Origin of the sequence: Ethanoligenens sp., assembly GCF_047718355.1 — a bacterium.
Lineage (GTDB): Bacteria > Bacillota > Clostridia > Oscillospirales > Ethanoligenentaceae > Ethanoligenens.
On sequence record NZ_JBDNLG010000032.1, the window covers coordinates 1 to 26,475 of the forward strand.

Below are 26,475 nucleotides of genomic sequence, written 5' to 3' on the forward strand. Positions count from 1 at the left end.
GTAGTATTTTTAATATAAATATACTCATGCAACATTTATAAAAAACGGGAAGCTGAAATACAAATCCAGCTTCCCTAAATACTATCATATCTGCTTTGAAAACTTGCATTTGGGGAAATTGGAGTATCCTAAAAATGAGCCATACTTTCCATACCGTTCAATTAGAGTGCCTTCACATCTAAGGAATTTATTTCCAACTGTAGCTTTTTCAAATTCGAACCACCCTTTTATTGTCGGCTTGAGCAGCTAAACGATAGCTTTCAATAAAATAAGTAGCCACAGATACCAGAACCCAACTCTGTAATTAAAACACCACAAGAGTTACTTTCAGATATGGTTGTGTTTTAAGGATTATACTCTAAATAGCTGACAATCTCACTCAGTGGTTTTTCTTTCGTTTGGAAGAGAATGGCCTCTGCCTTATTCTTATCTATGTTTGCATCATACACCATAAACCGATTATGATCGAACTTAATGACAATACTTTTTCCATTTACAGTAGTTGTGACGTAATGGTCTCCATAGTTGCCTAACCCGCAATCGTATTCACAAGGCTTGTTTTTACTTTCGAGAACGCACCGGAGTGTACATGTAAATACCTCGTAATTGCGTCCGTTTGTCGCAATTTTTTTGACGATAAGAGTGTTTGCACCCTTGTAAATACGCATATATTGTCTGCTCATATATTCAAACAGCTTAGGGTATTTGACAAAGCAATAGCGCCAGTCGGTTTCGGGTATGTCCGCATTACTCACAGTTTCCTGCAGACTGCACTTAATGTCATCCTTCTGCGCTGATGGAAATGCATCTACCAATTCCCGAATTAAATCTGTTTTTGAACTGTCAGCAAACAAAGCTTTCAAGCCGACCGGATCACTGGGATTGTCCACACCAAACGAATGATAACTACCTGTCCTTAATGTGTAATCCCGATATGAGAGTAAAGCGCAGCGCATTAAAACGCCGAAAACTGGCTCTTTGCTAGTAAACAGGGCGGAAATCCTGCTCCAATACATATCAAAGACAAGCATTTTCTCTTTGAGGCCTTTTTCCTCTTCTTTGTTTGCAACTTCGTACGTTATTTCTGCTAACGCAAGAGCAGAGCGAAGCTGCCCATTGAAATAGCCATGCTTCTCGGCTGACAGAATTTTCTCGGCAAAGTCAGGATTACGAAGAATTAAATTTGCCTTGATCCTCTCTTCATCGATCTGAGCAGGCGAGAATGTTTTCATGTCGATAGCATTATTTGCAAAATATTCAAGCAGGTTGTTCCAGTGTGGAACCAACGCGGCAATCGCCTGAATTGCCGCTCTGAAGTTTTCTGTGCGTCCAATTTGCTCATTGGTATTATTCGTAAGGTTGCAAATGATACGGACCCATTGGTAGAGTGATGGCTGTATATCGCCTTTAGCTTGCAGCATATACTCACTAACCGCAAAAAACAATACTCTTTGAATAAACGATGGTGGTGTACCTAAGCAGTTAGATACCAAATACCAAACCTCGGTTTTTCCGCCGTCGGCGCAAAAATAATTGAGAGTATAATAGGCGGCTTCAATCATTTGTGCGGTTACTTCTTTAACCTCAACTGAACTCACGTAGCCCCACCTCTCAGTCAGATTCGCAAAATTGGTGAACAAAATGTCAAAGAAATTTTTGAATGCTGTGTCAAAGTCATCTCGACGCCTGGTCCAAAATAAATCAGTCCATTTGCCGTCCATACAGCGTTCGAAATCGTGTGGCTTAATACACAATTCTTTATCTTCCCATAGCCGCTGAACCCGTGAAATCAATTGTGCCTTATAATTTTCAAATGGTGTAAGCATCCGTCCGCGGGCGTTCATTCTGATGTAGATACTGTCCTCCATCCCCAACTCATCCATTGGCAAAAAGCTAAATTTCACAGGCTCATCCTCGCAATTGGACAGCTTTTCGCAAAGATTATCTATTCCGCTTAATATACTTACAATGTCATCTAAAACCATTTTTACCGATTGAACGGTTGGGTCATTGTCCCACTCCGACTGATACCAGTCAGAGTCAGAAATTTCATCCGACGGCCTGATATTTGACGAAAAAAGTGATGCTCTATGTTCAACCAACTTTTTCAGAAATTCACGCGAACTTGCCCGGGTTTCATAAGTAAATCTGTTTAGCAAATTCGTTTTTGATTCATCATTTGCAAATGCATAAAGGTGAATAAGAAAAAGCGTAGTCAATCTCTGCTGCCCGTCAAGTGGTATGAATTTATCGCCTTCCGTTTTGCCATAGATAAATTTGTAATTGACGATGATGAAACGTTAAAGTTATTGATTGGGCTCAAATGATAATACCTTGAATCACCGCAGATATTTCTGTTATCTTCTTTTCAAAAGTTATCACGAATTCTGTCATGCTGAATCGCCTCTATATTGGAGTTTCTGCATCGGATTCGTGATAACTATTTTTTCGTGATAACCATTGTTATCCGGAATTCCGGATAATAACGGGAAGTGGTGCTGGTGGTCGTGCGGCATCGGCGGACGTTCGGCACTGGATTACCTCATTCACGTTTGTAACAAAACCCTACCCGACGCCGTACTCCAGCTCAATGGAATGGCGGTGCTGCCCCCAACGTGCAGGCCGGACTCTTTTTCCCGGCCGGTGGAACCTAAAAAGTTGCTTCTGCCGGAGAAAAACGATTTCAACGACCGCGTGATTGCCTATCTTGCCGGGCGCGGCATTGACCGCAGGCTGATCGATTATTGTATCAAAACCGGACGGCTTTATGAAAGCCACCAGCTCTTTGATAAAGGAATCCATTACAACGCTGTTTTTGTCGGATTCGGCACAGATGGAAATCCGAAATATGCCGCCATCCGTGGCACTGAAAACCGACGTTTCATGATGGAGGCAAATGGCAGCGACAAACACTATTCCTCTACCATACCTGCTCGGAACGGTAGCTCCAGTGTACACCTGTTTGAAAGTGCCATCGACCGATTATCCTATTGCACACTAGAACTGCGGGCGGGGCGGGACTGGCAAGTCGAACATTGCCTTTCCCTCGCGGGGATATATAAGCCAAGGCAGCGGGCGGAGGAAAGCACTCCGCCCGCTGCCCTTATACAGTTCTTAGAAGATTGCCCAGACATGATCGATACCATCACGATGCACCTCGACAATGACGAGCCCGGGCGGCTGGCGACAAGGGCGATTCAAGCCCTCTTATCAAAATCCTACACAATATCCGATGAACCACCGAAGCATAGAAAGGACGTGAATGATGAATTATGCATGATACTAAAAGAGTGTAGGGAACGTATAAAGGCTCCCGAACGGTAGTTTTTCCGGTCAGTCGGTTACGGAGAAATCCGATTCAGTTCCCAACACAGGACTGTCCTGTGTTGCAGCAAGCATTGAAAAATGCCAGCATTTTTCGCTTGTCAGGGGCAAAAGCCCCTGCAACCCCTTTCTGAGCGGAGGGTGTCCATGTTAAAAAGGTGCCATAAAATCACCTTTCGATTGAATGAAAATGAGGTGAAAGAATTCAGATTGCATGTTGTTAAATCCGGCTTGTCACAGGAAAGTTATATTCGTTCGTTAATTGCTGGATATGTTCCGAAAGAACTTCCGCCCCTTGAATATCATGCGCTTCTGCGTGAACTGAACGCCATCGGCAACAATCTCAACCGGCTCGCGGCCCAAGCCAACTCCACTAAACACATTGACAAAACCACATTTCAATATGAAGCAAATCGCCTGCGGCGGGAAGTGCAAAATATTCAGGAAGCATTTACCGCGCCGGAAAGGATGAACATCGAATGGCCACCACCGCCATCTGGAAAGTAACTGATCGCCTTGACAGGGTGCTCAATTACGCCACCAATTTGCAGAAAACGGAGAGCCGAGACTTTGAAAGTCCGGATTTTCAGGGCCTGCGGGATGTGCTCGGCTACACAACTCAGGACTATAAAACTGAAAAGCAACTCTATGTCACCGGTGTCAACTGCGACCCTGTGACCGCCTGCGAGCAGATGGAGCGGACAAAGCTCCGATTTCAGAAAACAGACGGCATCCTCGCGTTTCACGGGTATCAGGCTTTTTATCCTGATGAAACGACACCGGAGATTGCCCATGAGATCGGCGTCCGGTTGGCAAAGAAATTGTGGGGTGAACAGTTTTGAAGTGGTGGTTCCCACCCATCTGGATAAGCACCACCTGCATAACCACTATGTTCTCAATTCTGTTTCTTGTATTGACGGCAAGTGATTTTACGACAATCTAACGACCTACGCAGAAATGCGGCGGGCGTCGGATTCCCTCTGCAAAGAATACGCACTCTCTGTCATCGAAAACCCGCAGAAAGGCAAATCTAAGCACTACGCCGAATGGAAAGTAGAAAAAGAGGGCAAGCCAACCTGTCGGAGCATCGTTCGGGCGGATGTGGACACGGCAATGTCCATGTCTACAACCCCCACGAAGTTTCGTGCTATCCTGCGAAAACAAGGCTATGATGTAAAAACCGGCGTCAAGTACATGGCGGTGCGTCCTCCGGGCAAGGAACGGTTTATCCGGCTCTGGAGGCTTGGTGACAACTATACGGAGGAAGTCATCAACGAACGCATTCTGAGTCAGGAGATTCCAAACCGTCCTCCGATTTTACCGGAACCGGCGCGAAAGCATTTCCTCGTGAAGGGCTCATTGAAGAAAACCAAAAAAGTTACCGGCTTTCAGGCTCTGTATTTGAGTTACCTATATAAGATGGGCGTACTGCCCAAACACCGTGCGTCCACGAAACGGACGCATTTTTTATTGCGTGAGGACCTGCGTTATCTTGACCAGCTCATTGCGGAAACGAAGCTGCTCTGTGCCCGGAAAATTTCGGACAAAGGGCAGCTTCTTTCATTTAAATCCGACTTGGAGCAAAAGCTAAAATTCCTTACCAGCGACCGTACTACCCTATATAACCGCCTTCGGCGCTGCAAGGACGAAACGCACAGGGCGGAGATTAAGGAGAACATTTCATCGGTATCCAAAGAAATCTCAACCCTGCGAGAGGAGGTGAAGCTATGTGACGGGATTCTGATCCGTTCAGAAACCATGCGGCAAAAGCTCTCGGAAGCAAACCGTATGGATATAGAGTCACGAAAGGAGGAACAGCAGCATGAACAACAGCGAGGCAGCAGATCAGGTCGTGAGCATGAGCCTCAAAAGTATTGAGGTTGTGGCAAAGATCGCCGGCGTCGGGGCAAAGAACCTCGCCGCCTATCTCTACGCTGTGCTCAAACAGCAAAAGAAAACTAAGGGCAAAACGAGGCTCGAAAGTCTGTTGCGCAGCGGCAAGGAACTCAAGGTGTTTGCCGTCCGCAACGAGGACTTGCAGAAATTCTGTCAGGAGGCCAAGCGGTACGGCGTATTGTACTGCGCTTTGCGGGATAAAAAGAGCGCCGACGGTCTGTGCGACATCATGGTACAGGCGGAGGACGCTTCCAAGATTAACCGCATCGTCGAGCGGTTCAAGCTCGCCACGGTGGACACCGCGAAGATCAAGACGTCTATTTCAAAAACGCCGCAATTTCCCTGTAAGCGATTTTTCCTTCCGGGAAGTATGGGAACATCGGATAGCAATGGCACATGCCTTTTCCCAAGTGCATGTGATAAGGGGCTCCCGCCAGACGGCAAGCCGTCTCAAAATGCGGGGCTGCCGCGTATAACGTCTCGTTTGTTCCATAATAAAAATGAATCGGCGGCATTCCGGTAAAATCCCCGCAGGCCCCCGAAATCAGATAGTCGGGCACTGCTTTTCCGTGCGCCATAATGTCCTTCATATCGTGCAGAAATGCGGCGTCTACCATGATGTCGTTTTGAGAAAGCCGTTCTGCCTCCGCAAATTCTGTTTCGTTTTGCGGCACATTACCGGGCGAGCACGCAATGATCTGGCGGGGCATGGGCAGCGATTCTTTTTGCTGATGGTTGTACAAGCCCAAACCGATCGCCAACGCGCCTCCGGAGGAAAAACCAAGAAACGAAATCGCCTCCGGCGCGTAGTCCGCCAGCATCCGGTGATAGGTTTCAAACAGCATGGCGTAGGTATCGGCAATGCTATATTCGGTGCACAGCGGATAATAGGGGAACCAGACGTCCGAGTTGCTTTTTCGACCCATATCGGCGGCAACTTTCCGGTCATACGCATCCGGTCCGATCATCATCCCGCCACCGAACAAAAACAGGATGGCTTTGTCCGAGCACCCTTTTGAGACCGACATCTTTAGGCAGTGGAAGGAAGGGGGAATGCGGATGTCCTCATACCGGCCGCTTTTGCTCGAAGGTATCCAGAACCCGCGTTTGCGGTTGTATTTTTCGACTTTTCGCAGCAATTCTTCCTTTGGCAGCGTAAACATCCGCTTCATGCCACTTCGTTTGACTAAAAAGCTCACGATCCGGTATCGTATACTCATAGGGTGCTCCTCCATAGGGCAGGCAGATGCGTTTAAAATATTGAATAGGCAAGTCGGCAATAAGTTAGCAATTCCTAACAAAAAGAATAGCCTTGTTTTAGAGGAATGTCAAGGAAATGGCTTGTGGGGCAGGACAACAGCGCTTACCTTTTCAAAGCCCAAATCGCCGATTTTAGCGCTTCTGGAGGCAATAGAAACCTTGAGAATGAACGCTGATAAAATTTTTATTGCTTTATTATACTTTTCGTCGGTATTCCATGCCTACTGATATTAACTTTGGAAAAAGCCAAAAAGTCCTTGACAATTCGTCTCTGGAAAGACCGCAAAATCCATTCTGGTCAGCCTCGGTGTCCGACTGGAGAAATTCAATCTTTCCTCAATCGCGAGCATAACCACGGTGGATGAAATGGAACTTTCCACCCTTGGTGAAAAGAAAACCGCGCTGTTTGCCGTCATTCCAGACAACGACAGCAGCTTCAATTTTATTGTCGGGATGCTCTATACCCAGCTTTTCCAGAACCTAATGTATGTCGCCGACTACAAATACGGCGGCAGACTTCCCATTCATGCCCATTTCGTCATGGATGAATTTGCAAATGTCGCGCTGCCGGACGAGTTCGACAAGTTGCTTTCAACCATGCGCTCACGGGAAATCTCGGTATCCATCATCCTGCAGAACCTCGCACAGCTCAAGGCGCTGTTTAAGGATACCTGGGAAAGCATCGTCGGCAACTGCGACGAGTTTCTGTATCTCGGCGGCAATGAACAAAGCACCCACAAATACGTATCGGAACTGCTCGGCAAGGAAAAGCTGGACACCAACACTTACGGCCTGAGCAGGGGGCACAACGGGAGTTACTCCACTAACTACCAGCAAACGGGCCGCGAACTGTTTACCCCGGACGAGGTGCGGATGCTGGACAACCGGCAGGCACTTCTTTTCATCCGGGGCGAACGGCCCGTGGAGGACGGGAAGTATGACCTGATGAAGCACCCTCTTGTTTCGCTGACAACGGACGGTGGCGCGAAGCCCTACCAACACGGAGAAACCGACCACGTCGTCGACGGGCTTTCGGTACATCTTGACCCCCAGGGAGACTACGAGCTGCTGTCCGAAGAAGAAATCGAGGGAAAGGATAAACCGGATTTCAACATAACCAAAACGGCCTGAAAGAAAGGATTGATAGCATGAAACTCTCGAAAAAAGGCAAACGGAGGTTTGCCGTCTATTGCGCACTGGTACTCGCGGTTGCCGTGTTCACCGTGCCTGCCTACGCCACCGATGACCCCATTCAGGTGGTCAACACCTTTGCAAAAGAAATCCTGACTCTGATTACAGGAGGTTGATCGTATGTTTGACAGATTCCCAATCAGGGAAGAAATGCACATTCATTCGTTGAACGGTGAGCTGCGGGAAGCCACTATTCTAAGACGACTGGGGGACAACGATATCTAGCTGAGTACAACGGTGTCCGGTGCCACGCGATCTACAACCCGTTTGTAGGTCGCTTCTATGTAGACGACAAATATGCAGTGATCCATGACAAAAAGCCGGAACAGTGCAGATGACAAATGGGGCAGGCTCAATTTCTGAGCCTACCCATCTTGTCGTTATTTTTGCTTTTCGAGTTTAACTGTTGTAGTCGTCCCCATAGCGGAAGCTTCATAGCTTAACACACCATTTTGGTATGTCATTGTTTTAGTATCATCACTTGATGCGAGTATGGCGTTTTCAGTTTTGCTATGGTCATTCTTTGAATCCCATTTATATTGTTCGTCAGCAACAGTCGGGGCGACAAAAGTTCCAGCCCAATAAAGCGATTTTGTATCGCCGTTATCACTAACCCAGTAAATTTCAATCGTATCACCGCTAATTGTCGCGGCTTGGTAGGAGCTATCGGATTTACTGTTCGTTTGTTTCCAATTACCCGTCAAGTCAGGCGCTTGCTTTTGGGGGCTTTTGTTTTCAGCTGAGTTTGCTTGAGCACTGTCGCCGTTGTGTGAGTTTGCAGACGAGGAACTACACCCAGTAAACACAGTGATGAGCAGAGCCACGCAAAGAGTAATAATTGCAAGCTTTTTCATTTTCATTATCCTCCAAAATAGTATTTTGAGTTTAGCTTTTTTGCTATGTACCTCATAATATGACGTGTAATTTTCGCGAGGACTTTTACTCTATTAAAATGCACACCTGCAATACCGACAGATAACTAAGCTTACCATATATTTCTTTTTCTATATTATTAAGAGTAAAACTACCCTCGAAATCTTCATTGTAAGCTTTTGCAGTCCAACTAATTCTGTGGCTTACCCCGCAGTTTAATTGCCTGTTCTTATATATTATAACACCCGAGTATGCCTTTTTCTACCATGCAACTAATTTTGTCGAAGAGAGAGAATAAACAACCCTACCGTGAGGCAGAGGGAAATAAGTACAGCGATTGGCATAATTACAACCACTCCTTCCTTATTTCCATTATCGTATCTTATTTCAAAAAAGTAAAATGTGGGGAGCGTCAATTTATTTCATATTCAAAAAATCGATAAATCCAATTATCACCTGCCGAGAAAGTGTGAGCTTTCTTAGCGGGCTTTTTCATACCTGAAGGGGGTAACACATTGGAAGTTAAAATTAACCGGGAGATCCAGGCCTACACTGAAAGCATGTTTTTCGGTCTGTCCCTGCGTCAACTCATCTTTTCTATTCTATCGGTGGGCGTCGCCGTTGGATTGTATTTCGGTCTACGGGCACATTTTGGCGTGGAAACATTGAGTTGGATGTGCATCCTGGGTGCGGCCCCATTTGCCGCCCTTGGGTTTATCACCTGGCACGGCATGGCGGCAGAGAAGTTTGTCTGGGCTTTTCGCAAATCTGAAATTTTTATGCCCAAACGCCTGACATTCCGTGCCACAAACATATATTACGAGGCCCTAAAACCGGCCATCAAGCATCCGAATGCATCCGGAAAGCCTCTGCTGGATACAATCATAAACAAGTTGAGCGCCGTACTTACGGTGAGAAAGGAAAAGCACCATGATTAAAACTCTTCAGAATATTTTCAGGCAGGATAGTGAACGGTTCGTAGTTCCAAAAGGTGTGCAGGACGTCATTCCTATCTGGGCTATCTGGCCGGATGGGATTTTTCGTGTCGGGAACAAATTTTCAAAATCGTACCGCTTCGACGACATCAATTATGCGGTGGCTTCAAAGGAAGATAAGGAAGCGCTGTTCCTCTCGTACGCAGAACTGCTCAATTCATTTGACAGCGGAGCAACCACGAAAATCACCATTCGTAACCGGCGTCTCAACCGCATGGATTTTGAGAAGTCTATTCTACTCCCGATGAAGGGCGACTGCATGGATGAGTACCGGAAGGAATACAACCGGATGCTGCTCGACAAGGCCACTGGCGCGAGCGGCATCGTACAGGATAAATACATTACCGTTTCGGCAGCAAACAACTTTTCAACTGTCATTCCCTATAACATGGAACAGCAACGCAAGGAAACCAAGGATTTTCTCGACGATCTGACTACCCGCGACCAGCGCATGATGTTCGGCGTTTTCACTATCGTGCATCTGGCTGACAGCAAGGAGCAACTCGACAGCGACACCGAGGCTCTTTTCTCCACGGGCCGTAAGCACCTTTGTCAGTTTTTTACCCTGACCTACCAGCAGATGGACGGGCTCAACACCGTTCTGCCATATGGGTTGCGGAAGATCGACGCTATTCGGACGCTGACCACCGAAAGCACGTCCGTATTTATCCCGTTCCGTGCGCCGGAGATCTCCCATCCGGGCGGCATCTATTATAGTCAGAACGTTATCAGCAAAAACATGATTATCGCCGACCGAAAACAGCTTCTCAACGGTAACGGCATCATCCTAGGTGTTCCCGGTTCCGGAAAGAGCTTCATGGGAAAGCGGGAGATCGTCAATCTCATGCTCGCCGGCGACTCTGATATTATCATCATCGACCCGGAACGAGAGTATTCGGCTCTGACAAATGCTCTCGGCGGCGAGATTGTCACCATTTCGGCCACCTCTAAGAACCACATCAACGCACTGGATATGTCCGACAGCTACGACGATAGTGCAAACCCCGTCACAGGACATTTCAGATTTCTTGTTTTAAGGCGTTCTGTTCCGGATGAGTGTTTTCGGATTTTTTCAAGGATTTCATCTGATACTTGTCCGTCCGTTTACTGCAATCATCTCTCAATAGTAGTCTTTGAGGATTCCCGTGGTCATGTTCAGGCTAAATGCCGAAAATGCGGCAAAGAGTCCATATATAATGTAATGCTTCGCAGAAATGGTGAAGTTATGTTTCGCTTGGTAAACTGAATTCTATTCTGAAAACAAAATATGAACCGTGCCTTGGAGCCGATGAAAGTCGCTGACTTCCTACGAGCCGTATGAATGCAAATGAATCTGTAAATAGATTTGTTTGATTCCATATGGCTTCCAACAGCGGCATTCATACGGCCTTATTTTTATCCTTTCACCCTGCTCACAGGGCTGAAAGGGTTTTTTATGCTCATTTCCGCTTGGAAAGGTCAAATCGCCAGATATCCGTAATTCTTCGCTTTGTTTTCACAACTGAAATACCAAGCGGAAGATAAATAAATGAATTATAAATCAGAAAAAAATCAACGGAATGCAGGTTTAAAAAAGCCGGCAGATTTTATTAATGATGATCGCTTTTGCGAGGAAGAGGTATCAGATAATAATTCGACTTTATACAGGTTCACAAACTACATTGAAAAAGTCGTTATTCACGCGAGAATTGATTTTTTACGGCACCAGCAACTTATTAGCAAACATGAAGAATTAACTGATGAAATTCAGGATACCAGTCAAAGGCTTTTCGTGACACAGGACGATGAGGTCCTAATTGAGGCGCTTAAAGTAACTACTTTGGAGGAGGTAGCGATTTTTAAGCATCTTTACGATAGTCGTATTGGCAAAATTTATACCCTTTCGATTCATTATTTCCTGTTCTAGCAGCTTATCTCGGCATCCTGCGTAGCGGAGAATCGCAGTCCGAAATATTTCCGAATTTGCAGATTATCGATGAGGACACATTCCATCGGGCGCGGGAAATCATGGAGCAACGGACGCAAAAGCATTCTGCTGTGCCGCTGAACAACAAGAGTAAGGCACTAGTATCCGGCCTGATCTACTGCGGTCATTGCGGCCATAAAATGGTGTTGACCACCAGCGGTAAAAATTACACGCGCGTAGACGGTATAGTCATCCACAATGTGAGGTTACGGTATCAGTACCATAACCAGGTTCGGCATCCCGATCTCTGCGATGGGCAAAATACTTACCGTTCTGAAAAAGTGGACGCACTGGTTGCGGAATCCATCCACAGGCTGTTCGTCTACATCAAGGCCATTCCTGAAAAAGAGGTCATTCAGGTTCAGGTATGCCGGCAAGAGGCTTTTTGCCAGTCCCAATTGGAGCAGGCTCAGCGTCTACTCGACAGCAAGAACGAGGAACTGAATGATTATCAGTCCGAGGTGCTAAAGGTGATACGCGGCGAAAGCCCGTTGAGTATGGATATCATAAACGGACTGGTCAATCAAGCTGAGAAGGCTGTCAAACAAGCCAAAGTCGATCTGGCACATTGGCAGGAAGAATTATCAAATTTTATGGCCGCGTGGTAAACTGGTCTGAGCTGTGGGATAAGTGCAATATCGCCGAGAAAAGGATGATTGCTTCCCAGCTGATCCAAAAGGTATCCATTCATAAGGATTATTCGCTGGACATCGACTTCAACATCTCCGTCCACCAGATATTGGACTACAATAAGCCATTCAAAAGCGCATAAAAATGCGCGCATTTTCTTATCTATATACGAAATTTCGATGTAGCAACATCGGGGGTGATTCCCCGAAGGAGGCGGTCTCCGTTATAACGTAGCTACTTATTTTTAGGCATGAAAAAATCCAGCAACCCGCATGGGCACTGGATTTATGTGGTGGAGATAAGCGGGATCGAACCGCTGACCTCTGCGTTGCGAACGCAGCGCTCTCGCGCAGTGTTCAGTTTTCGTTAAAAAGTTTATACGAATATTGAACAGTACAGTGAGAACGCCTGCAATGTTTTGTGTAAATTATACAGCCAAATGCGGAGAATGCGTTTGGCTGTTTCTTTTTGTCCGGAGTTTCATCGCGCCATTCCAGAGAAATCACTCAACGCAAAAACGCAAACTCTGGGAAAATGATATGCATAAAAATGTATATGCCGTGGGGTGTAGCCAGACCGACCGCAAAGGGTTCGCCTCCCACATAAATCCAGATGCCCTCTGACCGTAAATGGAGGGATCATCTTATGAAGGAAAATTCGATTCAAAACAAGGCTTACCCTGTTCCTTTGATCGACACGGGGCAACTTGCCTTGACCGCAAATGCAGTCGTGCAGCCGTTTGTAGAAACTGTGTGGGAAATCGCGCAAGACGACGAAGAACTGATTAACCGGCTCCGTTCCCTGCTTTCATTTCTGGATGAAGAAAAGCGATATGCGGAGATGTTCGGCATGTTGCAGATTCTGTATCGTCAAATCGGCCTTGATTTTACCCGCGAATTGAAAACTGAGTTTCAGAATGATGCCGCTTTCGCCTATTTCATGCATATTTATGCACTGAATTTTGACGAAACATTGGAGGACTTTATAGCCGGAGTGCGGTAAATTTGGCTTTTTACAAAAGCAATAAAAAATATCCGGCCCAGTTCATATTACAAGCGAACCGGGTCGGATATTTATGCGGGCCATCCCATGCCGCAAGGTTATTTCAACCAGCCACAATCCTGCCTGCAATCTACCACATAATCAATGTAAACGAAGTCCGACCGGACCTGATAGAGCATTAGCAGCCATTTTCCCAATGGCAGCTTCCGGTATTTCCGATCCGGAAGATTCGGATCGTCCACCCAGGGATTGCGTTCCGGAAGAGATTCAAGGGATGTTGCTTTTTCAGTAAATTCGGCAATCAGGTCGCTGGCGGCTTTTTCACTGACTTTCGCAAGAAAACGCGCGTGCGAAACGAGCATCTGTGTTGCGCCGTCTGATACGGTCACTTTGTATTTTTTATTGTCGGCTGCCATGCAATGTCTCCTGAACGGCTTTTTGCATCAAAGCGGCAACATCTTCGATAGAATGGCCCGCATTGCCATTCAGTCGGCTTTCCTCAGCTTGAACCAAATGCTCCCGCAAGCGGAGCATACTTTCCCGTCTGGCAAACGCTTCAATGTCCATCACGACGAGATCGCCCTCCCCGTTTCGGGTCAGGTAGATCGGCTCGCCTGAGGTTTTGCAGAGTTCCGCAATTTCGTTGTAATTCTTCCGGATCGCTGCCGATGGCTTGATGGTCATGAATCCACCTCCGTTCGTAGCATTATTGTACTCTTATAATATGCTTATTATACCATGCACTGTGTACGATGTAAAGCTACCCTAATAAACAGCCGCGTGCTTTAGTCCAGACAACGGCTGATTGCTTTACCGCACTTCTTACATTTTCCTTCAATATAAACCATCTGTTTTTCAGACGAAATATGGTAATCAATGATCTCCGTTATCCCACAGTGAGGGCAATACGCGTTTCTGAGCAATTGTTCTCGCAACGATTGCGGCAACGCGAGCCATTTTGCGCGGGGTGAAGAAAGGTCTATCACATTGTCCGCTCGTGGCTGTACGGCCTTTGACGCCCGCACGGACGGTGCAACCGGAGCCCTTTTCAAAATTACTTTTCGGAGAGCGGAATTGATGGCTTGCTTGTCGAATTTATCTTTCCACCCCTCGCTCCATTCCACCATTTCTTCATGGTCTTCGTTGGCAGGGTCACGAAACACTTCCAGAAACTGTTGAAATCCTTCCCAACCGCCTACATCTTCTGGCGGCGCAGGATGTTCACCCGCTAGGCAGGTTGCATATGGTTTGTCGTAATTTTCGCAAATTGATTCCAGAGTGACGTCTATATTCCAGTAATCACCATAATCGTATGTATAGAAAACCTTTTTGTCCCGCGTCAAGAAACGATCAATTTGCACTTTCTTTGCCAACTTATATTGCCACTTGGGTCTATCCTGTTCATCCATGGCATTTTGCTCGTCGATAATTTCCTGATCCCTGACAAAACGATATGTGTCCTCCAGCGATATAAATTCAAATTCATGATAATCTTGCCACAACATAGCTCCCTGAATCACTTCATGAAGGCGCTGAAAGGTGATGGAAGCAGGAACTTTTAAACTGCGCCAAACTGCCGGACTGGAATTGTTTAGCAATATTTTCAACGTATATGCTTTCAAACTGCTCGCCTCATTTTTTGAATTATAAACTGATTATATCATAGCCATGCCTGAGCGAACAGAGCCAATTTGCGCTAACCCGATATCGAACAGGAGGTAGAATGCCCGGCGTCAACAAGGAACAGATCGCCCGCGCCAAAGAATGGGACTTGCTTTCCTATATGCAGCGATACGAGCCGGATGAACTGGTGCGCACCGGCCCACATGAGTACAGCGCGGCCACACACGGCAGTCTCAAGATCAGCAACGGCAAATGGCACTGGTTTAAGGAAGATATGGGCGGGAAGGATGCACTTTCGTACCTTGTTCACGTCCGGAACATGGGTTTCGTGGAGGCCGTAGAGCTGCTTTCGGACGGCGTCGGCCGTGCGCCCCCTTTGCCTCCTCAGCCAATCGAACCGCGCAAGCCGTTTTGCCTGCCGGAAGCTGCGCGTTTTCCCGCCCATGTGCTGAGTTATCTGCAAGGGCGCGGCATCGGTGGAGAGATCGTTCAGGCGTGCATAGAGGCCAACATTTTATATGAGAGCAGAAAGTACCACAACTGTGTCTTTGTCGGCCTTGATCCCGCCGGAATAGCCCGGTATGCCGCCCTGCGCGGCACCTATGGGGACTTCAAGCAGGAGGTCGAGAGCAGCGACAAGCGGTATGGTTTTGTCTTGCCGCCACGCTTTGCGGATTGTCCCCGGGTTGTGGCGGCGGAAAGCCCCATCGACGCGCTCTCCGTGGCGCAGCTCCAAAAGCTCCAGTCGGAGAACTGGCGGGACTGCGCGTATCTCTCGCTCGGCTGCACGGCGGCACGGGCGCTGCTCCAATACCTGCAAGACCATCCCGCTATCAACACAGTGGAGATTTGCGTGGACAACGACGAGGCCGGAATCAAAGGCGCGACGGGGCTACAGCGCGCGGTGATGGAGGATGAATCCCTGAAAGGCCGGTCTATCCGCCTGATTTTCTGCCCGCCGCCCCGGAGGTATGGAAAGGATTACAACAACATGCTCGTTGCCAAACGGCAGCGTATGCGCGGACGCGAACAAAAGCGCGCCGCTGTCCGGCAGGCGGCGCGGTGAAGGGAGGTTGCCTATGGCGCATGTGATTGCGCTTGAAAACCAAAAAGGCGGCGTTTCAAAAAGTTTTACCTGCGAGAATTTGGGGATCGGCCTCGCCAGAAGCGGCAAAAAGGTGCTTTTGGTCGATATGGACCCGCAATCCTCGCTCTCCATTAGCATGGGGATTGAGCGCCCCGACGAACTGAAAACCACGCTCGCCCACCTCATGGAAAAGGTTGTACAGGACATTCCCATCTCCCCCGGCGAGGGGATTCTTCATATGAAAGAGGGCGTGGATCTGGTGCCCGGCAATATCGAGCTGGCGGGGCTGGAGGTGTCGCTCGTCAACGCCATGAGCCGCGAAACCGTGCTGCGCCAGTACCTCTCCACCGTGCGTGATCAGTACGAGTATGTCTTGATCGACAATCAGCCGTCGCTTGGGATGCTGCCCATCAACGCCCTTGCGGCGGCGGATAGCGTGATGATTCCCGTCCAAGCGCAATACCTACCCATCAAAGGGCTGGAACAGCTTTTGAAAACCATCGCGCAGGTGCGCAGGCAGATCAATCCCGATCTGAAAATCGACGGCATTCTGTTTACGATGGTCGATGCCCGCACCAATTTCGCAAAGGAGATCATGGCGCTCCTGCGGAACAGCTACACGGGCCGGATACGGATTTTTGAGCAGAATATCCCGTTTTCGGTGCGCGCGGCGGAAGCAACCGCCGTGGGCCAGAGCATCTACACCTATGACCCGCAGGGCAAAGTGGCGGCGGCCTATGAGGCGCTCACGCAGGAGGTTTTGAAAATGCGGGAGCGCCAGCACAAGCGCAAGCGAGACGAACCGGAACGTTTATAGCCGCCCCGCCCAATACAGGAGGTGACGCACATGGAAACGAAGCACGTCGGGGCAGGCTCCCCGGCAGAGCATACAATTTTGGCAACCGCGACCGATCAGGTGACCGGCGCGGTTTTTTTGTTGTCTATCTGGCAGAGCGCCGAAATCGCCATTCAGTCTCGGACAGTGCCGGTCGGCCTCTGGAAGAAGCGCGAGGAACCGGGTTTCATGCTGGCAAACGGCTTTGCCCTGCTGGAATCGGAAAAGGACGCCGACGGCAATTACATCGGCGGCGCGGGGATGGACGGCATGTATACACGGACGCCTCACCGCTTTCAGCCCATATTGGACGAAAACAGCCAGCCGCGCGCATTCCGGGACGTGACGGAACCCTATATCCTTGTTGCCGACCATCAGGGCGGGAAACGCTTTAGCGCCTTTGTCGGCGCAAAAGCCCGCTGCCTGCGGATGGCGGCGGACAGAAAGCAGATGGAGGACTTTTTCAACCGCCGCCTGACGGACGAAACGGACCTCCATTTTACAAACCAAAAACATAGTTGGAGCTGGGCAGATCCGGCCACTCATAAAAAGGAGAGCAATATGGATATGAAAAGCAGCGCCAAAAACATCCGCCTGACCCCGCTGGACGATCTGTTCAAGACCGAAGCGGAGCGGCAGGACGATGCGCTGGAGCGTGTGCAGCGCATTCCCATTGAGCAGCTTTACCCGTTTCAGAACCACCCGTTTCAGGTGCGCGACGATGAATCCATGAAAATCACCGTGGAGAGCGTCAGGCTGGTGGGCGTGCTGTCCCCGGCCATTGCGCGCCCTCGACCGGAGGGCGGGTATGAGCTGATTTCCGGGCACCGCCGCAAGCGCGCCTGTGAGCTGGCCGGGCGGAAAACCATGCCGGTGATCGTGCGCGATCTCGACGATGACGCCGCCACCATCCTCATGGTGGACAGCAATCTCCAGCGTGAAACCATCCTTCCCAGCGAACGGGCGTTTGCCTTCAAGATGAAGCTGGATGCCATGAAAAGGCAGGGAAAAAGAACGGATTTAACTTCGTCCCAAGTTGGGACGAAGTTAAATCACACGCGAGCAGATGAAGTATTGGCGGAGCAGGTAGGCGAAAGCCGCAACCAAATTTCCCGTTTTATCCGGCTTACTTATCTCGTCCCGGAGCTGCTCCAAATGGTGGACGAAAAGAAAATCGCATTCAATCCCGCCGTGGAACTTTCGTTTCTGAAAGAGGACGAGCAGCGCCATTTGCTCGACGCGATGGAAAGTGAGCAGTCCACGCCCTCGCTTTCGCAGGCGCAGCGCATGAAAAAAGCCAGCCAGGACGGCAAACTCTCCAACGACGCCATCGACATCACGATGAGCGAGGAACCCGACCAGACGCAGAAAATCTCCATTTCCAAAGAACAGGTCAAGCAATATTTTCCCGCGTCGTATACGCCCAAGCAGATGCAGGACACCATCCTTCATCTGCTGGAACAGTGGCAGCGCAAGCGCCAGCGGGATCGGGAAATGGAACGCTAAACGGGAGGGATAGAAAATGTCCGAACTGCCAGCGCCCGCCGCCGATGTGCGCGCGGGCTTTTTTCGTCTGCCGAAGGTGCTGTTCCTGGATGAACGGTATCGCCACCTCTCGACAGACGCCAAGGTGCTGTACGCCCTGATGCTCGACCGCATGGGACTTTCGATCCGCAACGGCTGGGCCGACAAGGCCGGGCGTGTGTTCATCTACTTCACCATCGAGGAGATCAAAACGACGCTGGGATGCGGCGGCACCAAAGCGACCGGGCTTTACGCCGAACTGGAAAAGGCGGCGCTGATCGAGCGCGGCAGACAGACGGGCCGCGCCCAGCGCGTCTATGTGTGCGATTTTGCCTGCGTCTACAAAAAGCCCCTCGCAACAGCGGAACCAGCGCCAGAACCGGAAGCACCGACCGCACCCGAAGCGGATTCTTTCCCCGCCGTTATGCCGGAGCAGGCGGATTTGTCCACTGAATCCCCACGCTTTCCACCGGATTTTCAACCGGACGTGGAAAGCGGGCCGGAGGCTGCATCCCCAACCAGCGCCGGGCAACGAAATCCGGCACCCTGCCAGCCGGAATCCGGGGGGCCGGATACCGAAATCCGGGCGGCAGACCCCCGTTTTCCGGCACCAAGTAAGACTGAAAAGAACCAGACGGATGAGAACCAGACCGACCGATCCATCCTGCGCTTTCCTCGTCAAACGCCCGAACGGCTGGAGCGTAAGGCGGTGTGCCAGACCATCCGGGAAAACATCGCTTATGACATCCTGCTCCATGACCGGCCTGACGAGAAAAGCCGGATCGACAACGTGGTGTCTCTGTTGGCGGACGCTATGTGCGATCACCGCCCGGCTCTGCGTATCTCCGGCGAGGACGTTCCCATGCCGGAGGTGCGGGAACGGCTGCTTTCTCTCGACGATGGGCATGTCGGATACCTGCTCGAACACCTGCGGCGGAATCAGGCCCCCATCCGCAATCTGCGGGCCTATATGCTGGCTGTCCTGTACCATGCGCCGGAGCGGATGGAGCTGGCCTACGACGAATGGTACGAGCAGGATAAAGCGCGCGAAGCCGAGGGCCGCGCGCAGTTTTGGACGGCTTGACAGGAGGAACGAGAAAAATGGATGAGGTCTTTTATCTGCAATCCGCCCGGTTCCGGGACACGGACTGCGACATTTTTGCCGACGATGGCGAGGCATACATGACCCGCGACCAGATCGGGCGCGCGCTCGGTTACGTCAATCCGCGCAACGGCATTGCCAAGGTGCATGAGCGCCACCGCGACCGGCTCGACCCGCTTTCCCGCACATCCACCATCCACACCCTTGAAGGGCAGGCATACCAGACAGTGGTGTATACCCGCTGTGGCGTGATGGAGGTCTGCCGGTGGAGCCACCAGCCGCAGGCGGATGCCTTCATGGATTTTGTGTGGGAGGTCATGGACGGCCTTCTGACCGGGCGCTTGAAGCTGCATCCGCTCAAACATCCGTACCGGGAAGTCAACGCGGCGGCAAGGCTGCTTTTGCGTTCGCTCATCGCGGCGGAGGTACCGCCCCGCGCAAGGCTTTCGGCTCTGCAAAACCTCTATCTGGAATCCGGGCTGGTATTCCTGCCGCGCACCCTCGCGCTGGAAATGGAACGCCCGGTTCCGGGGCTGGACAGGGGGCAGACGCCATGACGTGGAAACGGACGCTCGGCTTGTGCGGTGGCGTGGCTGCGTTCTGCGGTTTGTTCACAACGCTTCTGCTGTATAAGGGAAAGGCGGCTGTTCCACACGGACAGCCGCCTTTTGCTCTGCTCCTTTTGGACATGGCGCTGTTTCTGGCGGGCCTGCTTTTCGCCGCCGTGAAAGACGTAAAGCAAAGGGAGATTTCCAACGCCGCGCCGCTGCTCCTGCTGGCAGCGGGCGTCTTGAAGCTGGCGCTGGCACCCTCCGCGCCGGGTATCGTGTCGGCGCTGCTCGGCGCGTTACTCAGCGGTTTTCCGCTGTTTATGCTGGCTTTATTCAGCCATTCCATCGGCGGCGGGGACGTGAAGCTGGCCGGGAGCGCCGGGTTGGCGCTCGGCTGGCTGGGCAGTTACCTAGCTCTGCTCATCGGGCTGGTGGGGTTCGTGCTGTACGGCGGCATGAAGTGTATCGGACGCAAGAAACCGGACACAGCCGACGAAAAGGAAAAAGCGTCGTTCCCGTTTGCCCCGGCCTACATGGTCGGGTGCGTCGCGGTGCTGACGCTCTCCTGTGTCCTCCGGCGTTCTCTCATCCTATAAAAATCGGGAGGTTTTGATCTATATGAAATTGAAGAAAACGACCATCGGCGCGCTGTGCGTCGCGGCGGCGGTTGCCGTGGGTGGTGCCCAGTGGTTTGCTGCCAATACGGCGTCGAGTGCCGAGGAACTGGTGGTGCGCGCCAAGGTGGAGATCCCTTCAGGCACGAAAATCACGGCCTCTATGCTGGAGACTGTGGAGATGGGCAAAAAAGGGCTGCCGGTGAACATCACTGGGAATACCGCGCAGATTGTGGGCGCGTATGCCGCGACAGAAATCCAGCCGCACGACATCATCACGAGCGGCAAGCTCTCCGGCCATGCGCCGGGCGAGACCCTTTCGGACGGGAAAATGCTCTACAGTGTCGCGGTGAAAAATCTCGCGGACAGCGTTTCCGGCAAGCTGCAAAGCAGCGATATTGTGCAGGTGGTCGTGCCAGCGCAGAACACCGGCAATAACGCGGTCAGCACCTCATCCGAAAGTCTGAACGCCCTGCAATACGTCGAGGTCGAGGGCGTCACCGCCTCCAACGGGCAGAGCGCCAACGCGGCTTCCACGTCCTCCGGCAGCAATCAGCCCGCTACCGTCACCCTGTATGTAAACCAGAAGCAAATTAGCGCGCTGGCCGCGCTGGGGCAGAACGAAATCGCCTTTGCGCTGGTATCGCGTGGCGATGCCGCAAAAGCGAAGGAACTGCTTGCCAACCAGGACGCGCTTTTGCAGGGGGTGCAACCGTGAGCAACATTACCCTCATCTGCGGCGGTTCCGGCATCGGGAAAACGACGTTCGCGGCAGCATTGGCCGCAAGGCTGGCACACGAAAAAGTCCATACGCTGCTCATCTCCCCAAACGCTTTTGTTCCGGCGTTCGGTTTGTGGGTACATGCCCCCGCAAAAAAGCCGGTTTCGCTCGGCGGCATTTTGGAGCGTGAGCTGACGGCGGAGAGTGTGGCGGCGGGCGCATATCTGCCGCAGGGCAACCGGCAAAGCCTCGGCCTGCTGGGGTATCTGCCCGGCGAAGCGTCCGACCGCTACACCCCTCCGAATATTGAACGGGCCGAGCGCCTGTTACAGATCGCGTCCACGCTGGCCCATCAGGTGGTGGTGGACGGCACCGCATATGGAGAGGCGCTGACGCGCGCCGCCGTAAAACTGGCGGGCACCCGCTTTACGCTGGTAGAACCCGGCCCGCGTGGCCTGCTCTGGCAGAAAAGCCGTCCCCCGGAAAAGGGCACGGGCGAAAGCCTCTGGATCGCCTGCCCGCGCGCGGCGGACGATCCCGTAGAGGAAACCGCGAATCGCCTGCACGGTTCTTTTTTTGCCGTCCTGCCGCAGACGGCGGAGGCCCACGCGAAGCTGACCGAAAGCCGCCTGTTTACGCCGTATGCGGACAAAACATACCGGCAGACGGTGGAAAAGGCCGCAAACGCCTTTACGGGAGGTGCGACATGATTTCCGACCGCTTTACCTTTCAGGACGGGGATGTCCTCCCATACCAGCGGATGTTTGAGATTGTCCAGCAATATGTGTCCGCCGAAACGCCGGAGGCCGTCAACAAGCCGGAGCAACTGCCGGGGATCATCGAGCGATACCTCATCAACCGGCGCGTGGAAACGAGCCGTCCGCTGCCCGCCATCTGCGCCGATCTGGCGGAGGACATGGGCGGTGTGTCCGCCGTGCTGGCGAAATATCTGAACCACCTGCCGGATTACCCGACGCTGGAAGAAATCAACGTCAACGGCTGGAACGGCATTGTTTTGAAATTCACCGACCGGCCCGACGAATGGTTGGAGGAAACATTCCTTTCACCGCGCCATGCCCGCAGCATGATGGAGCACATGATCAGCCGGAGCCGGACGGGCGTGCTCAACGAAAATACGCCGGGCGCGGTGAGTTACATCGTGGAGGGCGTGCGAAATACCGTCCTCACCACGCCCATTGTGCCGAAAGACACGGGCGTGTACGCTTCCATCCGCATCGTGCGCCCGCAGTCAGTATCCGGTGAACGCCTGATCGACGGCGATGAATTATCCTCCGACATGCTGGAGATGCTGGTGCTGTTCATGCTCTACGGCGCGAACATGGTGTTTTCCGGCAAGCCCCGCGCGGGCAAGACTGCTTTACTCAATTACCTGCTTTCCATCGTGGCAAAAAAGCGGGACGTGCGCATCGGCACCATTGAGGAAGGAAGCCGGGAGCTGACGCTCCGGTGCTTTGATGCACACGGCAGGCCCACCAATCAGGTTTTGAGCCTGCTCACGCGCCCCTCGGAGAAGCCGGAGAGCAATTTTAATCCGAACCGGCTTTTGGAATACTGCCTCCGTTACGATCTGGATTACCTGATTCCGCAAGAAATGCGCAGCGAGGAGGCATATTCCGCACAGGAAACCGCCCGAACAGGCATGGCCGTCCACACCACCATCCACTGCGCCCACGCAAAGGCGGCGTATCCCCGCATCGTCACACTCTGCCAGCAGCGTTCCAATGAACTGGCATCCACGCTGCTCGGCTATGCGGTCGAGGCGTTTCCCGTGTCCGTGCATCTCAAATACATGGCGGACGGCAAGCGGCGGTGCATGGAGATTCTGGAGGCGGAGGGCGTGCGGGGAGGCACTGTGAAAACCCGCCCGCTGTTCCGGTTTGCTGTGAGAGACAACGTGAAAACCGAAACCGGAACCCATGTGGTCGGGCAGTTTGAACAGGTCGGAAGGCTGTCCGGGCAGCTTCAGGAAGCCCTGCTCGGCAACGGCGCGCCGCTGGCCGCGCTGCAAAAATTCATATAACTTTTATAGATTATATCCTGTTGAATCGTCATGAACATGGCCTTATAATAAAATCCAGAGGTGATATAAATGGAAAAAACCGTGCTTGGCAGAACAGGACTTTCTGTGACAGTTGCGGGCCTTGGGTGCGGCGGTCACAGCCGGCTGGGTCTGTTTTCACAGGGAAAAGAACATGCATGTGGCATTATCCGTTGTGCATATGAAAACGGCGTCAATTTTTTTGATACGGCTACTGCCTACGGAACACAACCGGCTGTTGGCCAGGCACTCCGAGATGTGCCGCGTGACCGCTATGTGCTCTCCACGAAATTTCCATACCGGAAGGATGGCGCCATGCAGCCATCCGCGGCGCTGGAATCGAATCTGGATGCCTCTTTGAAAGAGCTGCGCACAGATTGTATCGATATTTATCATCTTCATGGCGTATTCCCAGGAGATTACATTGCCGCGCGCGACCGCTTTTACCCCGAACTTGTTAAAATGCGCGAAAAGGGCAAAATTCGCTTCTTTGGTATTACGGAGATATTTGGAGGCGATACCACCCATCAAATGCTCAAACTGGCATTGAATGATGATCTGTGGGACGTTATGATGGTAGGATATAACCTGTTGAACCCTTCGGCGGCGAAAACCGTTTTACCGATGATGCAGGCAAAGAAAGTCGGAGCACTTTGCATGTTTGCTGTTCGCAGCGCCCTCTCCGATCCCCAAATGCTGAAACTGGACATTCAAAAAATGATTGCCAACGGGCAGGTGGATACCTCCCTCGTGAAGGAAGATCACACCCTCGATTTTCTGCTGCAGGATGGAACCGCCAAATCCATTATGGAGGCTGCCTACCGATTCTGCCGGCATACGAACGGAATCGACGTGACACTGACCGGAACAAGCTCGGCAGAACATCTGAAAAAAAATCTGCGGAGCATTTCAGAGCTGCCGCTGCCGGTTCCAGTGCTGCAAAAGCTGGCCCAAATGTTTGGAAATGTTGATTGCGTCAGCGGTCAGCAGGATTTTCCAAAACTGAACACGATTATCACGAAATAAATCCGCTTGTCGCTATTCCTGATTTGAATGAACGCAACCCGCCGCAAGGCGGGCTTTTCTCTGCCCAATTTTATATTGTTAGGGGGGAACCCGATTTGATCGTTCCTGTGTTTATGGCCGTCGCGTTTTGCGCCGGTCTTTTTTTATTGTTCGAGGTAAACCCGGCGAAACTGACAAAGCGCTTGTTTCACCGGCGCACGCCCACGTTGGCGGATCACCTGCTGGCCGTGCGGGGCATTCCGCGTACCAACTTTTTGCAATCGCAGTTTGCACGCACGGATGAAATTTTGCGTATCACCGGACGCGGAGAAAAAATCGGGAGGTATAAGCGCCTGTCCGTCCTGTTTGCCGTGATCGGCGCGGGTATCGGCGTCGCGTTGCTCAATCCGTTGCTTGCCGTGGTGCTGGCGCTGTTCGGACTGCTCATCCCGCATTTTACCGTGCAAATGTCGTTGTTTCATTTCCAGAAAGAGAGCCGCGATGAGCTGTTCACGGCGCTCTCGTTGGTGACAAGCAGCTACGCCCGCACCGGCAATCTGGAATGGGCAGTGGAGGAAAACATCAGTCACATCCACCCGCCCGTGGAATCCGTGTTCGCGGAATTTCTGCGGCAATGTCGGGTGGTCGATCCCAGCGTTTCCCGCGCGCTGACAAAGGTGCGCGGCATGGTCGATCAGGCCATCTGGCGGGAATGGTGCGACGCCATGCAGCTTTGCATCGTCAACCCGGCCCAAAAGAAGATGCTGCACGGCATCGTGGAGAAATGCGGCAGGCAAAATCGCGCGCAGAACGAGCTGGATTCTCTGCTACCGCGCCCGTTGCAGCAAATGTTCATCGTCATGGCGATGGCGCTTTCCAACATTCCCGTACTCTGCTTTCTGTTTGGAGATTTCAAAACCATTCTTTTTCAGACCATACAGGGAAAATGCGCGCTGGCGGTCATGGCCGGGGCCGTGCTGTTTTCGGTGTATAAGGCCGTCCACGCGGCGCGTCCCGTGACTTACGGAAAGGCGGCGGCATGATGGAACTTTGGATGATCCCCGCCGTGGCGCTCCTTGCGGCCTGCGGGTTGTATTTTTTGCTTTGCGCATGGGCACATCTGCCCTCCGCGCGGGCCGTGCGGGTGCTGGCCACGCTGGACGGCGGGCGCACGGCATTGAGCGAAGCCCTTGCCGCACCGTTGGCGCGGCCACTTTCCCGTATCCTCCCTTTGGAAGCGACGTATAAACGGCAGCTCGCCAAACGGCTGGCGTTCGCGGATATGGACTGCTCCCCCGAATACTATGTTGCCTTTGCCATCGTGATGGCGCTGCTTGCCGCCGTCCCGGCGATCCTGCTGCTCATCGCCGCCGCGCTGTTGTCCAACCTGTTTTTTGCCCTGTTCGGCTCCATGTTCGTTTTGCTGGCTGTCGTAGTGTTCCGGCTGGAGATGAGCCGCACGGGCCGAAGCGCCAAAGCGTATCGGGCAGAGCTGGCCGACGAGCTGCCGAAATTGACCGACGCCGTTCATCGGGGGCTGGACGCCGAAGCGGGCAGCCCGGACGTGTATTACGTCCTCGACCGCTACCGGCATGTGGCCGGGCCTGCCATGCGCAAGGAGCTGGACATCCTGATTGCGGATATGGCAACCGGAGATCGGGAAATCGCCTTAAACCGCTTCGAATCCCGCCTTTCCAGTGACCACGCCTCGGCCCTCTGTCGGGCGCTCATCGGAATCGACAAAGGCGAGGACATGCAGGTGTATCTCGATGGGCTGGATGTGCAGCTCCGCGAATGGGAGTGGAACCGTCTGAAAGCCGAGGCGGCCAAACGCCCGGATGAGCTGCGCCCCGCGAGCCTTGCAATGCTCGGTTCTATGTTGGTGCTCTACGCGATTTTGTTTGGCACCATGATCTGGAACAGCGTGCAGGTGTTCTTTCAAGCATAACAATTTCCGGCGCTGCCGGTTGCCATAGATACTCTGCTTTGAAAGGGGTGATGCCCGCCTGTCCGCATTCACCGCGACCAAAGGAGATTCCATGTTTCAGAAAATGAAGTCCGCTGTTATCCGCACCGCCGTCAAAGTCAAAAACGGCGCGGAAACCCTCTGCGTCCGCGCCGTCCGCGCCCGTTCCGGGGAAATGTATGTGGATACAGCCGCCAAGATTTTGATCGCCTGCGTGCTGGGGATGCTGCTGCTCGTCAGCCTGTACGCTC

General features: G+C 51.8%; 30 protein-coding genes and 3 pseudogenes. 26 read left to right on the forward strand and 7 right to left on the reverse strand.

The window, feature by feature from the left end; translation table 11 throughout:
- Positions 1-84: 84 nt before the first annotated feature.
- Both ABF463_RS06625 and ABF463_RS06630 read right to left on the reverse strand, forming a co-directional pair.
- On the reverse strand, positions 85-246 hold the full coding sequence (locus ABF463_RS06625) for a topoisomerase DNA-binding C4 zinc finger domain-containing protein (RefSeq protein WP_415532811.1): 162 nt from the start codon (positions 244-246) through the stop codon (positions 85-87).
- A gap of 98 nt (positions 247-344) precedes the next feature.
- A complete protein-coding gene (locus ABF463_RS06630) occupies positions 345-2,294 on the reverse strand; it encodes a DUF262 domain-containing protein (protein ID WP_415532812.1) in 1,950 nt (649 codons plus the stop codon).
- Between the two features lie 166 nt (positions 2,295-2,460).
- Between ABF463_RS06630 and ABF463_RS06635 the strand changes: the two genes are divergently transcribed.
- The 6 genes and pseudogenes from ABF463_RS06635 to ABF463_RS06660 all read left to right on the forward strand — a co-directional run.
- Positions 2,461-3,324: a DUF3991 domain-containing protein gene (locus tag ABF463_RS06635; RefSeq protein ID WP_415532784.1), complete on the forward strand. Its 864-nt coding sequence runs from the start codon at positions 2,461-2,463 to the stop codon at positions 3,322-3,324.
- 147 nt (positions 3,325-3,471) lie between these two features.
- The gene (locus tag ABF463_RS06640; RefSeq protein ID WP_415532785.1) at positions 3,472-3,831 is read left to right on the forward strand and encodes a plasmid mobilization protein; all 360 of its coding nucleotides are present in this window, start codon (positions 3,472-3,474) and stop codon (positions 3,829-3,831) included.
- Positions 3,804-4,166 (forward strand): relaxase/mobilization nuclease domain-containing protein, encoded by a 363-nt coding sequence (locus ABF463_RS06645; protein WP_415532787.1) that lies wholly within the window; start codon positions 3,804-3,806, stop codon positions 4,164-4,166. The genes ABF463_RS06640 and ABF463_RS06645 overlap by 28 nt, the downstream gene beginning before the upstream one ends.
- On the forward strand, positions 4,117-4,251 hold the full coding sequence (locus ABF463_RS06650) for a relaxase/mobilization nuclease domain-containing protein (protein WP_415532788.1): 135 nt from the start codon (positions 4,117-4,119) through the stop codon (positions 4,249-4,251). The genes ABF463_RS06645 and ABF463_RS06650 overlap by 50 nt, the downstream gene beginning before the upstream one ends.
- A 30-nt stretch (positions 4,252-4,281) precedes the next feature.
- Positions 4,282-5,202 (forward strand): hypothetical protein, encoded by a 921-nt coding sequence (locus tag ABF463_RS06655; RefSeq protein ID WP_415532790.1) that lies wholly within the window; start codon positions 4,282-4,284, stop codon positions 5,200-5,202.
- Positions 5,147-5,551, forward strand: a pseudogene (locus ABF463_RS06660) (PcfB family protein); the annotation flags it as partial. The gene ABF463_RS06655 and the pseudogene ABF463_RS06660, both read left to right, overlap by 56 nt.
- Here ABF463_RS06660 and ABF463_RS06665 read toward each other — a convergent pair.
- A complete protein-coding gene (locus ABF463_RS06665) occupies positions 5,538-6,455 on the reverse strand; it encodes an alpha/beta hydrolase (protein ID WP_415532813.1) in 918 nt (305 codons plus the stop codon). The pseudogene ABF463_RS06660 and the gene ABF463_RS06665 overlap by 14 nt on opposite strands.
- A gap of 295 nt (positions 6,456-6,750) precedes the next feature.
- Between ABF463_RS06665 and ABF463_RS06670 the strand changes: the two are divergent.
- Positions 6,751-7,611 (forward strand): annotated as a pseudogene (locus ABF463_RS06670) (VirD4-like conjugal transfer protein, CD1115 family); the annotation flags it as partial.
- A gap of 17 nt (positions 7,612-7,628) precedes the next feature.
- Complete coding sequence (locus tag ABF463_RS06675) at positions 7,629-7,787, forward strand: hypothetical protein (RefSeq protein ID WP_415532791.1); 159 nt, start codon at positions 7,629-7,631, stop codon at positions 7,785-7,787.
- Between the two features lie 264 nt (positions 7,788-8,051).
- On the opposite strand, the gene ABF463_RS06680 is transcribed toward ABF463_RS06675, so the two are convergent.
- A complete protein-coding gene (locus ABF463_RS06680; protein WP_415532792.1) occupies positions 8,052-8,525 on the reverse strand; it encodes a hypothetical protein in 474 nt (157 codons plus the stop codon).
- A gap of 534 nt (positions 8,526-9,059) precedes the next feature.
- Here ABF463_RS06680 and ABF463_RS06685 point away from each other — a divergent pair.
- The 5 genes and pseudogenes from ABF463_RS06685 (at position 9,060) to ABF463_RS06705 (ending at position 13,137) form a co-directional block, all read left to right on the forward strand.
- A complete protein-coding gene (locus tag ABF463_RS06685; RefSeq protein ID WP_415532793.1) occupies positions 9,060-9,482 on the forward strand; it encodes a PrgI family protein in 423 nt (140 codons plus the stop codon).
- Positions 9,475-10,572, forward strand: a pseudogene (locus tag ABF463_RS06690) (VirB4 family type IV secretion system protein); the annotation flags it as partial. The gene ABF463_RS06685 and the pseudogene ABF463_RS06690, both read left to right, overlap by 8 nt.
- A 495-nt stretch (positions 10,573-11,067) precedes the next feature.
- Positions 11,068-11,445 carry a hypothetical protein gene (locus tag ABF463_RS06695; protein WP_415532794.1) on the forward strand — a complete coding sequence of 126 codons (378 nt, stop codon included), beginning with the start codon at positions 11,068-11,070 and terminating at the stop codon, positions 11,443-11,445.
- A gap of 101 nt (positions 11,446-11,546) precedes the next feature.
- The gene (locus ABF463_RS06700; protein WP_415532795.1) at positions 11,547-12,113 is read left to right on the forward strand and encodes a zinc ribbon domain-containing protein; all 567 of its coding nucleotides are present in this window, start codon (positions 11,547-11,549) and stop codon (positions 12,111-12,113) included.
- Between the two features lie 667 nt (positions 12,114-12,780).
- Positions 12,781-13,137: a hypothetical protein gene (locus tag ABF463_RS06705; protein ID WP_415532796.1), complete on the forward strand. Its 357-nt coding sequence runs from the start codon at positions 12,781-12,783 to the stop codon at positions 13,135-13,137.
- 98 nt (positions 13,138-13,235) lie between these two features.
- On the opposite strand, the gene ABF463_RS06710 is transcribed toward ABF463_RS06705, so the two are convergent.
- The 3 genes from ABF463_RS06710 to ABF463_RS06720 all read right to left on the reverse strand — a co-directional run bounded on the left by ABF463_RS06710 (position 13,236) and on the right by ABF463_RS06720 (position 14,759).
- Positions 13,236-13,553, reverse strand: coding sequence for a type II toxin-antitoxin system RelE/ParE family toxin (locus tag ABF463_RS06710; protein WP_415532797.1), 318 nt, complete (start codon positions 13,551-13,553; stop codon positions 13,236-13,238).
- Positions 13,537-13,821: a type II toxin-antitoxin system Phd/YefM family antitoxin gene (locus ABF463_RS06715; protein WP_415532798.1), complete on the reverse strand. Its 285-nt coding sequence runs from the start codon at positions 13,819-13,821 to the stop codon at positions 13,537-13,539. Before ABF463_RS06715 ends, ABF463_RS06710 begins: the two co-directional genes overlap by 17 nt.
- Before the next feature lie 101 nt (positions 13,822-13,922).
- Complete coding sequence (locus ABF463_RS06720) at positions 13,923-14,759, reverse strand: plasmid pRiA4b ORF-3 family protein (RefSeq protein WP_415532799.1); 837 nt, start codon at positions 14,757-14,759, stop codon at positions 13,923-13,925.
- 101 nt (positions 14,760-14,860) lie between these two features.
- On the opposite strand from ABF463_RS06720, the gene ABF463_RS06725 reads away from it, so the two are divergent.
- From ABF463_RS06725 to ABF463_RS06785, 13 genes are all read left to right on the forward strand, one after another.
- Complete coding sequence (locus ABF463_RS06725) at positions 14,861-15,826, forward strand: DUF3991 domain-containing protein (protein ID WP_415532800.1); 966 nt, start codon at positions 14,861-14,863, stop codon at positions 15,824-15,826.
- Positions 15,827-15,839: 13 nt separating this feature from the next.
- Positions 15,840-16,664, forward strand: coding sequence for a ParA family protein (locus tag ABF463_RS06730; protein WP_415532801.1), 825 nt, complete (start codon positions 15,840-15,842; stop codon positions 16,662-16,664).
- A gap of 585 nt (positions 16,665-17,249) precedes the next feature.
- The gene (locus ABF463_RS06735) at positions 17,250-18,188 is read left to right on the forward strand and encodes a ParB/RepB/Spo0J family partition protein (RefSeq protein ID WP_415532814.1); all 939 of its coding nucleotides are present in this window, start codon (positions 17,250-17,252) and stop codon (positions 18,186-18,188) included.
- 16 nt (positions 18,189-18,204) lie between these two features.
- Positions 18,205-19,290, forward strand: coding sequence for a replication initiator protein A (locus ABF463_RS06740; protein WP_415532802.1), 1,086 nt, complete (start codon positions 18,205-18,207; stop codon positions 19,288-19,290).
- Positions 19,291-19,307: 17 nt separating this feature from the next.
- Positions 19,308-19,865 carry a hypothetical protein gene (locus ABF463_RS06745; protein WP_415532803.1) on the forward strand — a complete coding sequence of 186 codons (558 nt, stop codon included), beginning with the start codon at positions 19,308-19,310 and terminating at the stop codon, positions 19,863-19,865.
- The gene (locus ABF463_RS06750; protein WP_415532804.1) at positions 19,862-20,455 is read left to right on the forward strand and encodes a prepilin peptidase; all 594 of its coding nucleotides are present in this window, start codon (positions 19,862-19,864) and stop codon (positions 20,453-20,455) included. Before ABF463_RS06745 ends, ABF463_RS06750 begins: the two co-directional genes overlap by 4 nt.
- Before the next feature lie 22 nt (positions 20,456-20,477).
- Positions 20,478-21,191, forward strand: coding sequence for a Flp pilus assembly protein CpaB (locus ABF463_RS06755; RefSeq protein WP_415532815.1), 714 nt, complete (start codon positions 20,478-20,480; stop codon positions 21,189-21,191).
- On the forward strand, positions 21,188-21,904 hold the full coding sequence (locus tag ABF463_RS06760) for a hypothetical protein (RefSeq protein ID WP_415532805.1): 717 nt from the start codon (positions 21,188-21,190) through the stop codon (positions 21,902-21,904). Before ABF463_RS06755 ends, ABF463_RS06760 begins: the two co-directional genes overlap by 4 nt.
- A complete protein-coding gene (locus ABF463_RS06765) occupies positions 21,901-23,235 on the forward strand; it encodes an ATPase, T2SS/T4P/T4SS family (protein WP_415532806.1) in 1,335 nt (444 codons plus the stop codon). Before ABF463_RS06760 ends, ABF463_RS06765 begins: the two co-directional genes overlap by 4 nt.
- A gap of 69 nt (positions 23,236-23,304) precedes the next feature.
- The gene (locus ABF463_RS06770) at positions 23,305-24,279 is read left to right on the forward strand and encodes an aldo/keto reductase (RefSeq protein ID WP_415532807.1); all 975 of its coding nucleotides are present in this window, start codon (positions 23,305-23,307) and stop codon (positions 24,277-24,279) included.
- Between the two features lie 95 nt (positions 24,280-24,374).
- Positions 24,375-25,301, forward strand: a complete 927-nt coding sequence (locus tag ABF463_RS06775) for a hypothetical protein (protein WP_415532808.1) — start codon at positions 24,375-24,377, stop codon at positions 25,299-25,301.
- Complete coding sequence (locus tag ABF463_RS06780) at positions 25,298-26,206, forward strand: hypothetical protein (protein ID WP_415532809.1); 909 nt, start codon at positions 25,298-25,300, stop codon at positions 26,204-26,206. The genes ABF463_RS06775 and ABF463_RS06780 overlap by 4 nt, the downstream gene beginning before the upstream one ends.
- A 103-nt stretch (positions 26,207-26,309) precedes the next feature.
- The coding region (locus ABF463_RS06785; protein ID WP_415532816.1) for a DUF6133 family protein at positions 26,310-26,475 on the forward strand (166 nt) is incomplete at its 3' end.

What these genes read in the sequence shown, in the direction of transcription:
- ABF463_RS06640 (WP_415532785.1), top strand. Translation starts at nt 3,472, where the DNA reads ATGTTAAAAAGGTGCCATAAAATCACCTTTCGATTGAATGAAAATGAG.
- ABF463_RS06645 (WP_415532787.1), top strand. Translation starts at nt 3,804, where the DNA reads ATGGCCACCACCGCCATCTGGAAAGTAACTGATCGCCTTGACAGGGTG.
- ABF463_RS06650 (WP_415532788.1), top strand. Translation starts at nt 4,117, where the DNA reads ATGAGATCGGCGTCCGGTTGGCAAAGAAATTGTGGGGTGAACAGTTTT.
- ABF463_RS06655 (WP_415532790.1), top strand. Translation starts at nt 4,282, where the DNA reads ATGCGGCGGGCGTCGGATTCCCTCTGCAAAGAATACGCACTCTCTGTC.
- ABF463_RS06665 (WP_415532813.1), bottom strand. Translation starts at nt 6,455, where the DNA reads ATGGAGGAGCACCCTATGAGTATACGATACCGGATCGTGAGCTTTTTA.
- ABF463_RS06675 (WP_415532791.1), top strand. Translation starts at nt 7,629, where the DNA reads ATGAAACTCTCGAAAAAAGGCAAACGGAGGTTTGCCGTCTATTGCGCA.
- ABF463_RS06680 (WP_415532792.1), bottom strand. Translation starts at nt 8,525, where the DNA reads ATGAAAAAGCTTGCAATTATTACTCTTTGCGTGGCTCTGCTCATCACT.
- ABF463_RS06695 (WP_415532794.1), top strand. Translation starts at nt 11,068, where the DNA reads ATGAATTATAAATCAGAAAAAAATCAACGGAATGCAGGTTTAAAAAAG.
- ABF463_RS06700 (WP_415532795.1), top strand. Translation starts at nt 11,547, where the DNA reads ATGGAGCAACGGACGCAAAAGCATTCTGCTGTGCCGCTGAACAACAAG.
- ABF463_RS06705 (WP_415532796.1), top strand. Translation starts at nt 12,781, where the DNA reads ATGAAGGAAAATTCGATTCAAAACAAGGCTTACCCTGTTCCTTTGATC.
- ABF463_RS06710 (WP_415532797.1), bottom strand. Translation starts at nt 13,553, where the DNA reads ATGGCAGCCGACAATAAAAAATACAAAGTGACCGTATCAGACGGCGCA.
- ABF463_RS06715 (WP_415532798.1), bottom strand. Translation starts at nt 13,821, where the DNA reads ATGACCATCAAGCCATCGGCAGCGATCCGGAAGAATTACAACGAAATT.
- ABF463_RS06725 (WP_415532800.1), top strand. Translation starts at nt 14,861, where the DNA reads ATGCCCGGCGTCAACAAGGAACAGATCGCCCGCGCCAAAGAATGGGAC.
- ABF463_RS06730 (WP_415532801.1), top strand. Translation starts at nt 15,840, where the DNA reads ATGGCGCATGTGATTGCGCTTGAAAACCAAAAAGGCGGCGTTTCAAAA.
- ABF463_RS06735 (WP_415532814.1), top strand. Translation starts at nt 17,250, where the DNA reads ATGAAAAGCAGCGCCAAAAACATCCGCCTGACCCCGCTGGACGATCTG.
- ABF463_RS06740 (WP_415532802.1), top strand. Translation starts at nt 18,205, where the DNA reads ATGTCCGAACTGCCAGCGCCCGCCGCCGATGTGCGCGCGGGCTTTTTT.
- ABF463_RS06745 (WP_415532803.1), top strand. Translation starts at nt 19,308, where the DNA reads ATGGATGAGGTCTTTTATCTGCAATCCGCCCGGTTCCGGGACACGGAC.
- ABF463_RS06750 (WP_415532804.1), top strand. Translation starts at nt 19,862, where the DNA reads ATGACGTGGAAACGGACGCTCGGCTTGTGCGGTGGCGTGGCTGCGTTC.
- ABF463_RS06755 (WP_415532815.1), top strand. Translation starts at nt 20,478, where the DNA reads ATGAAATTGAAGAAAACGACCATCGGCGCGCTGTGCGTCGCGGCGGCG.
- ABF463_RS06765 (WP_415532806.1), top strand. Translation starts at nt 21,901, where the DNA reads ATGATTTCCGACCGCTTTACCTTTCAGGACGGGGATGTCCTCCCATAC.
- ABF463_RS06770 (WP_415532807.1), top strand. Translation starts at nt 23,305, where the DNA reads ATGGAAAAAACCGTGCTTGGCAGAACAGGACTTTCTGTGACAGTTGCG.
- ABF463_RS06780 (WP_415532809.1), top strand. Translation starts at nt 25,298, where the DNA reads ATGATGGAACTTTGGATGATCCCCGCCGTGGCGCTCCTTGCGGCCTGC.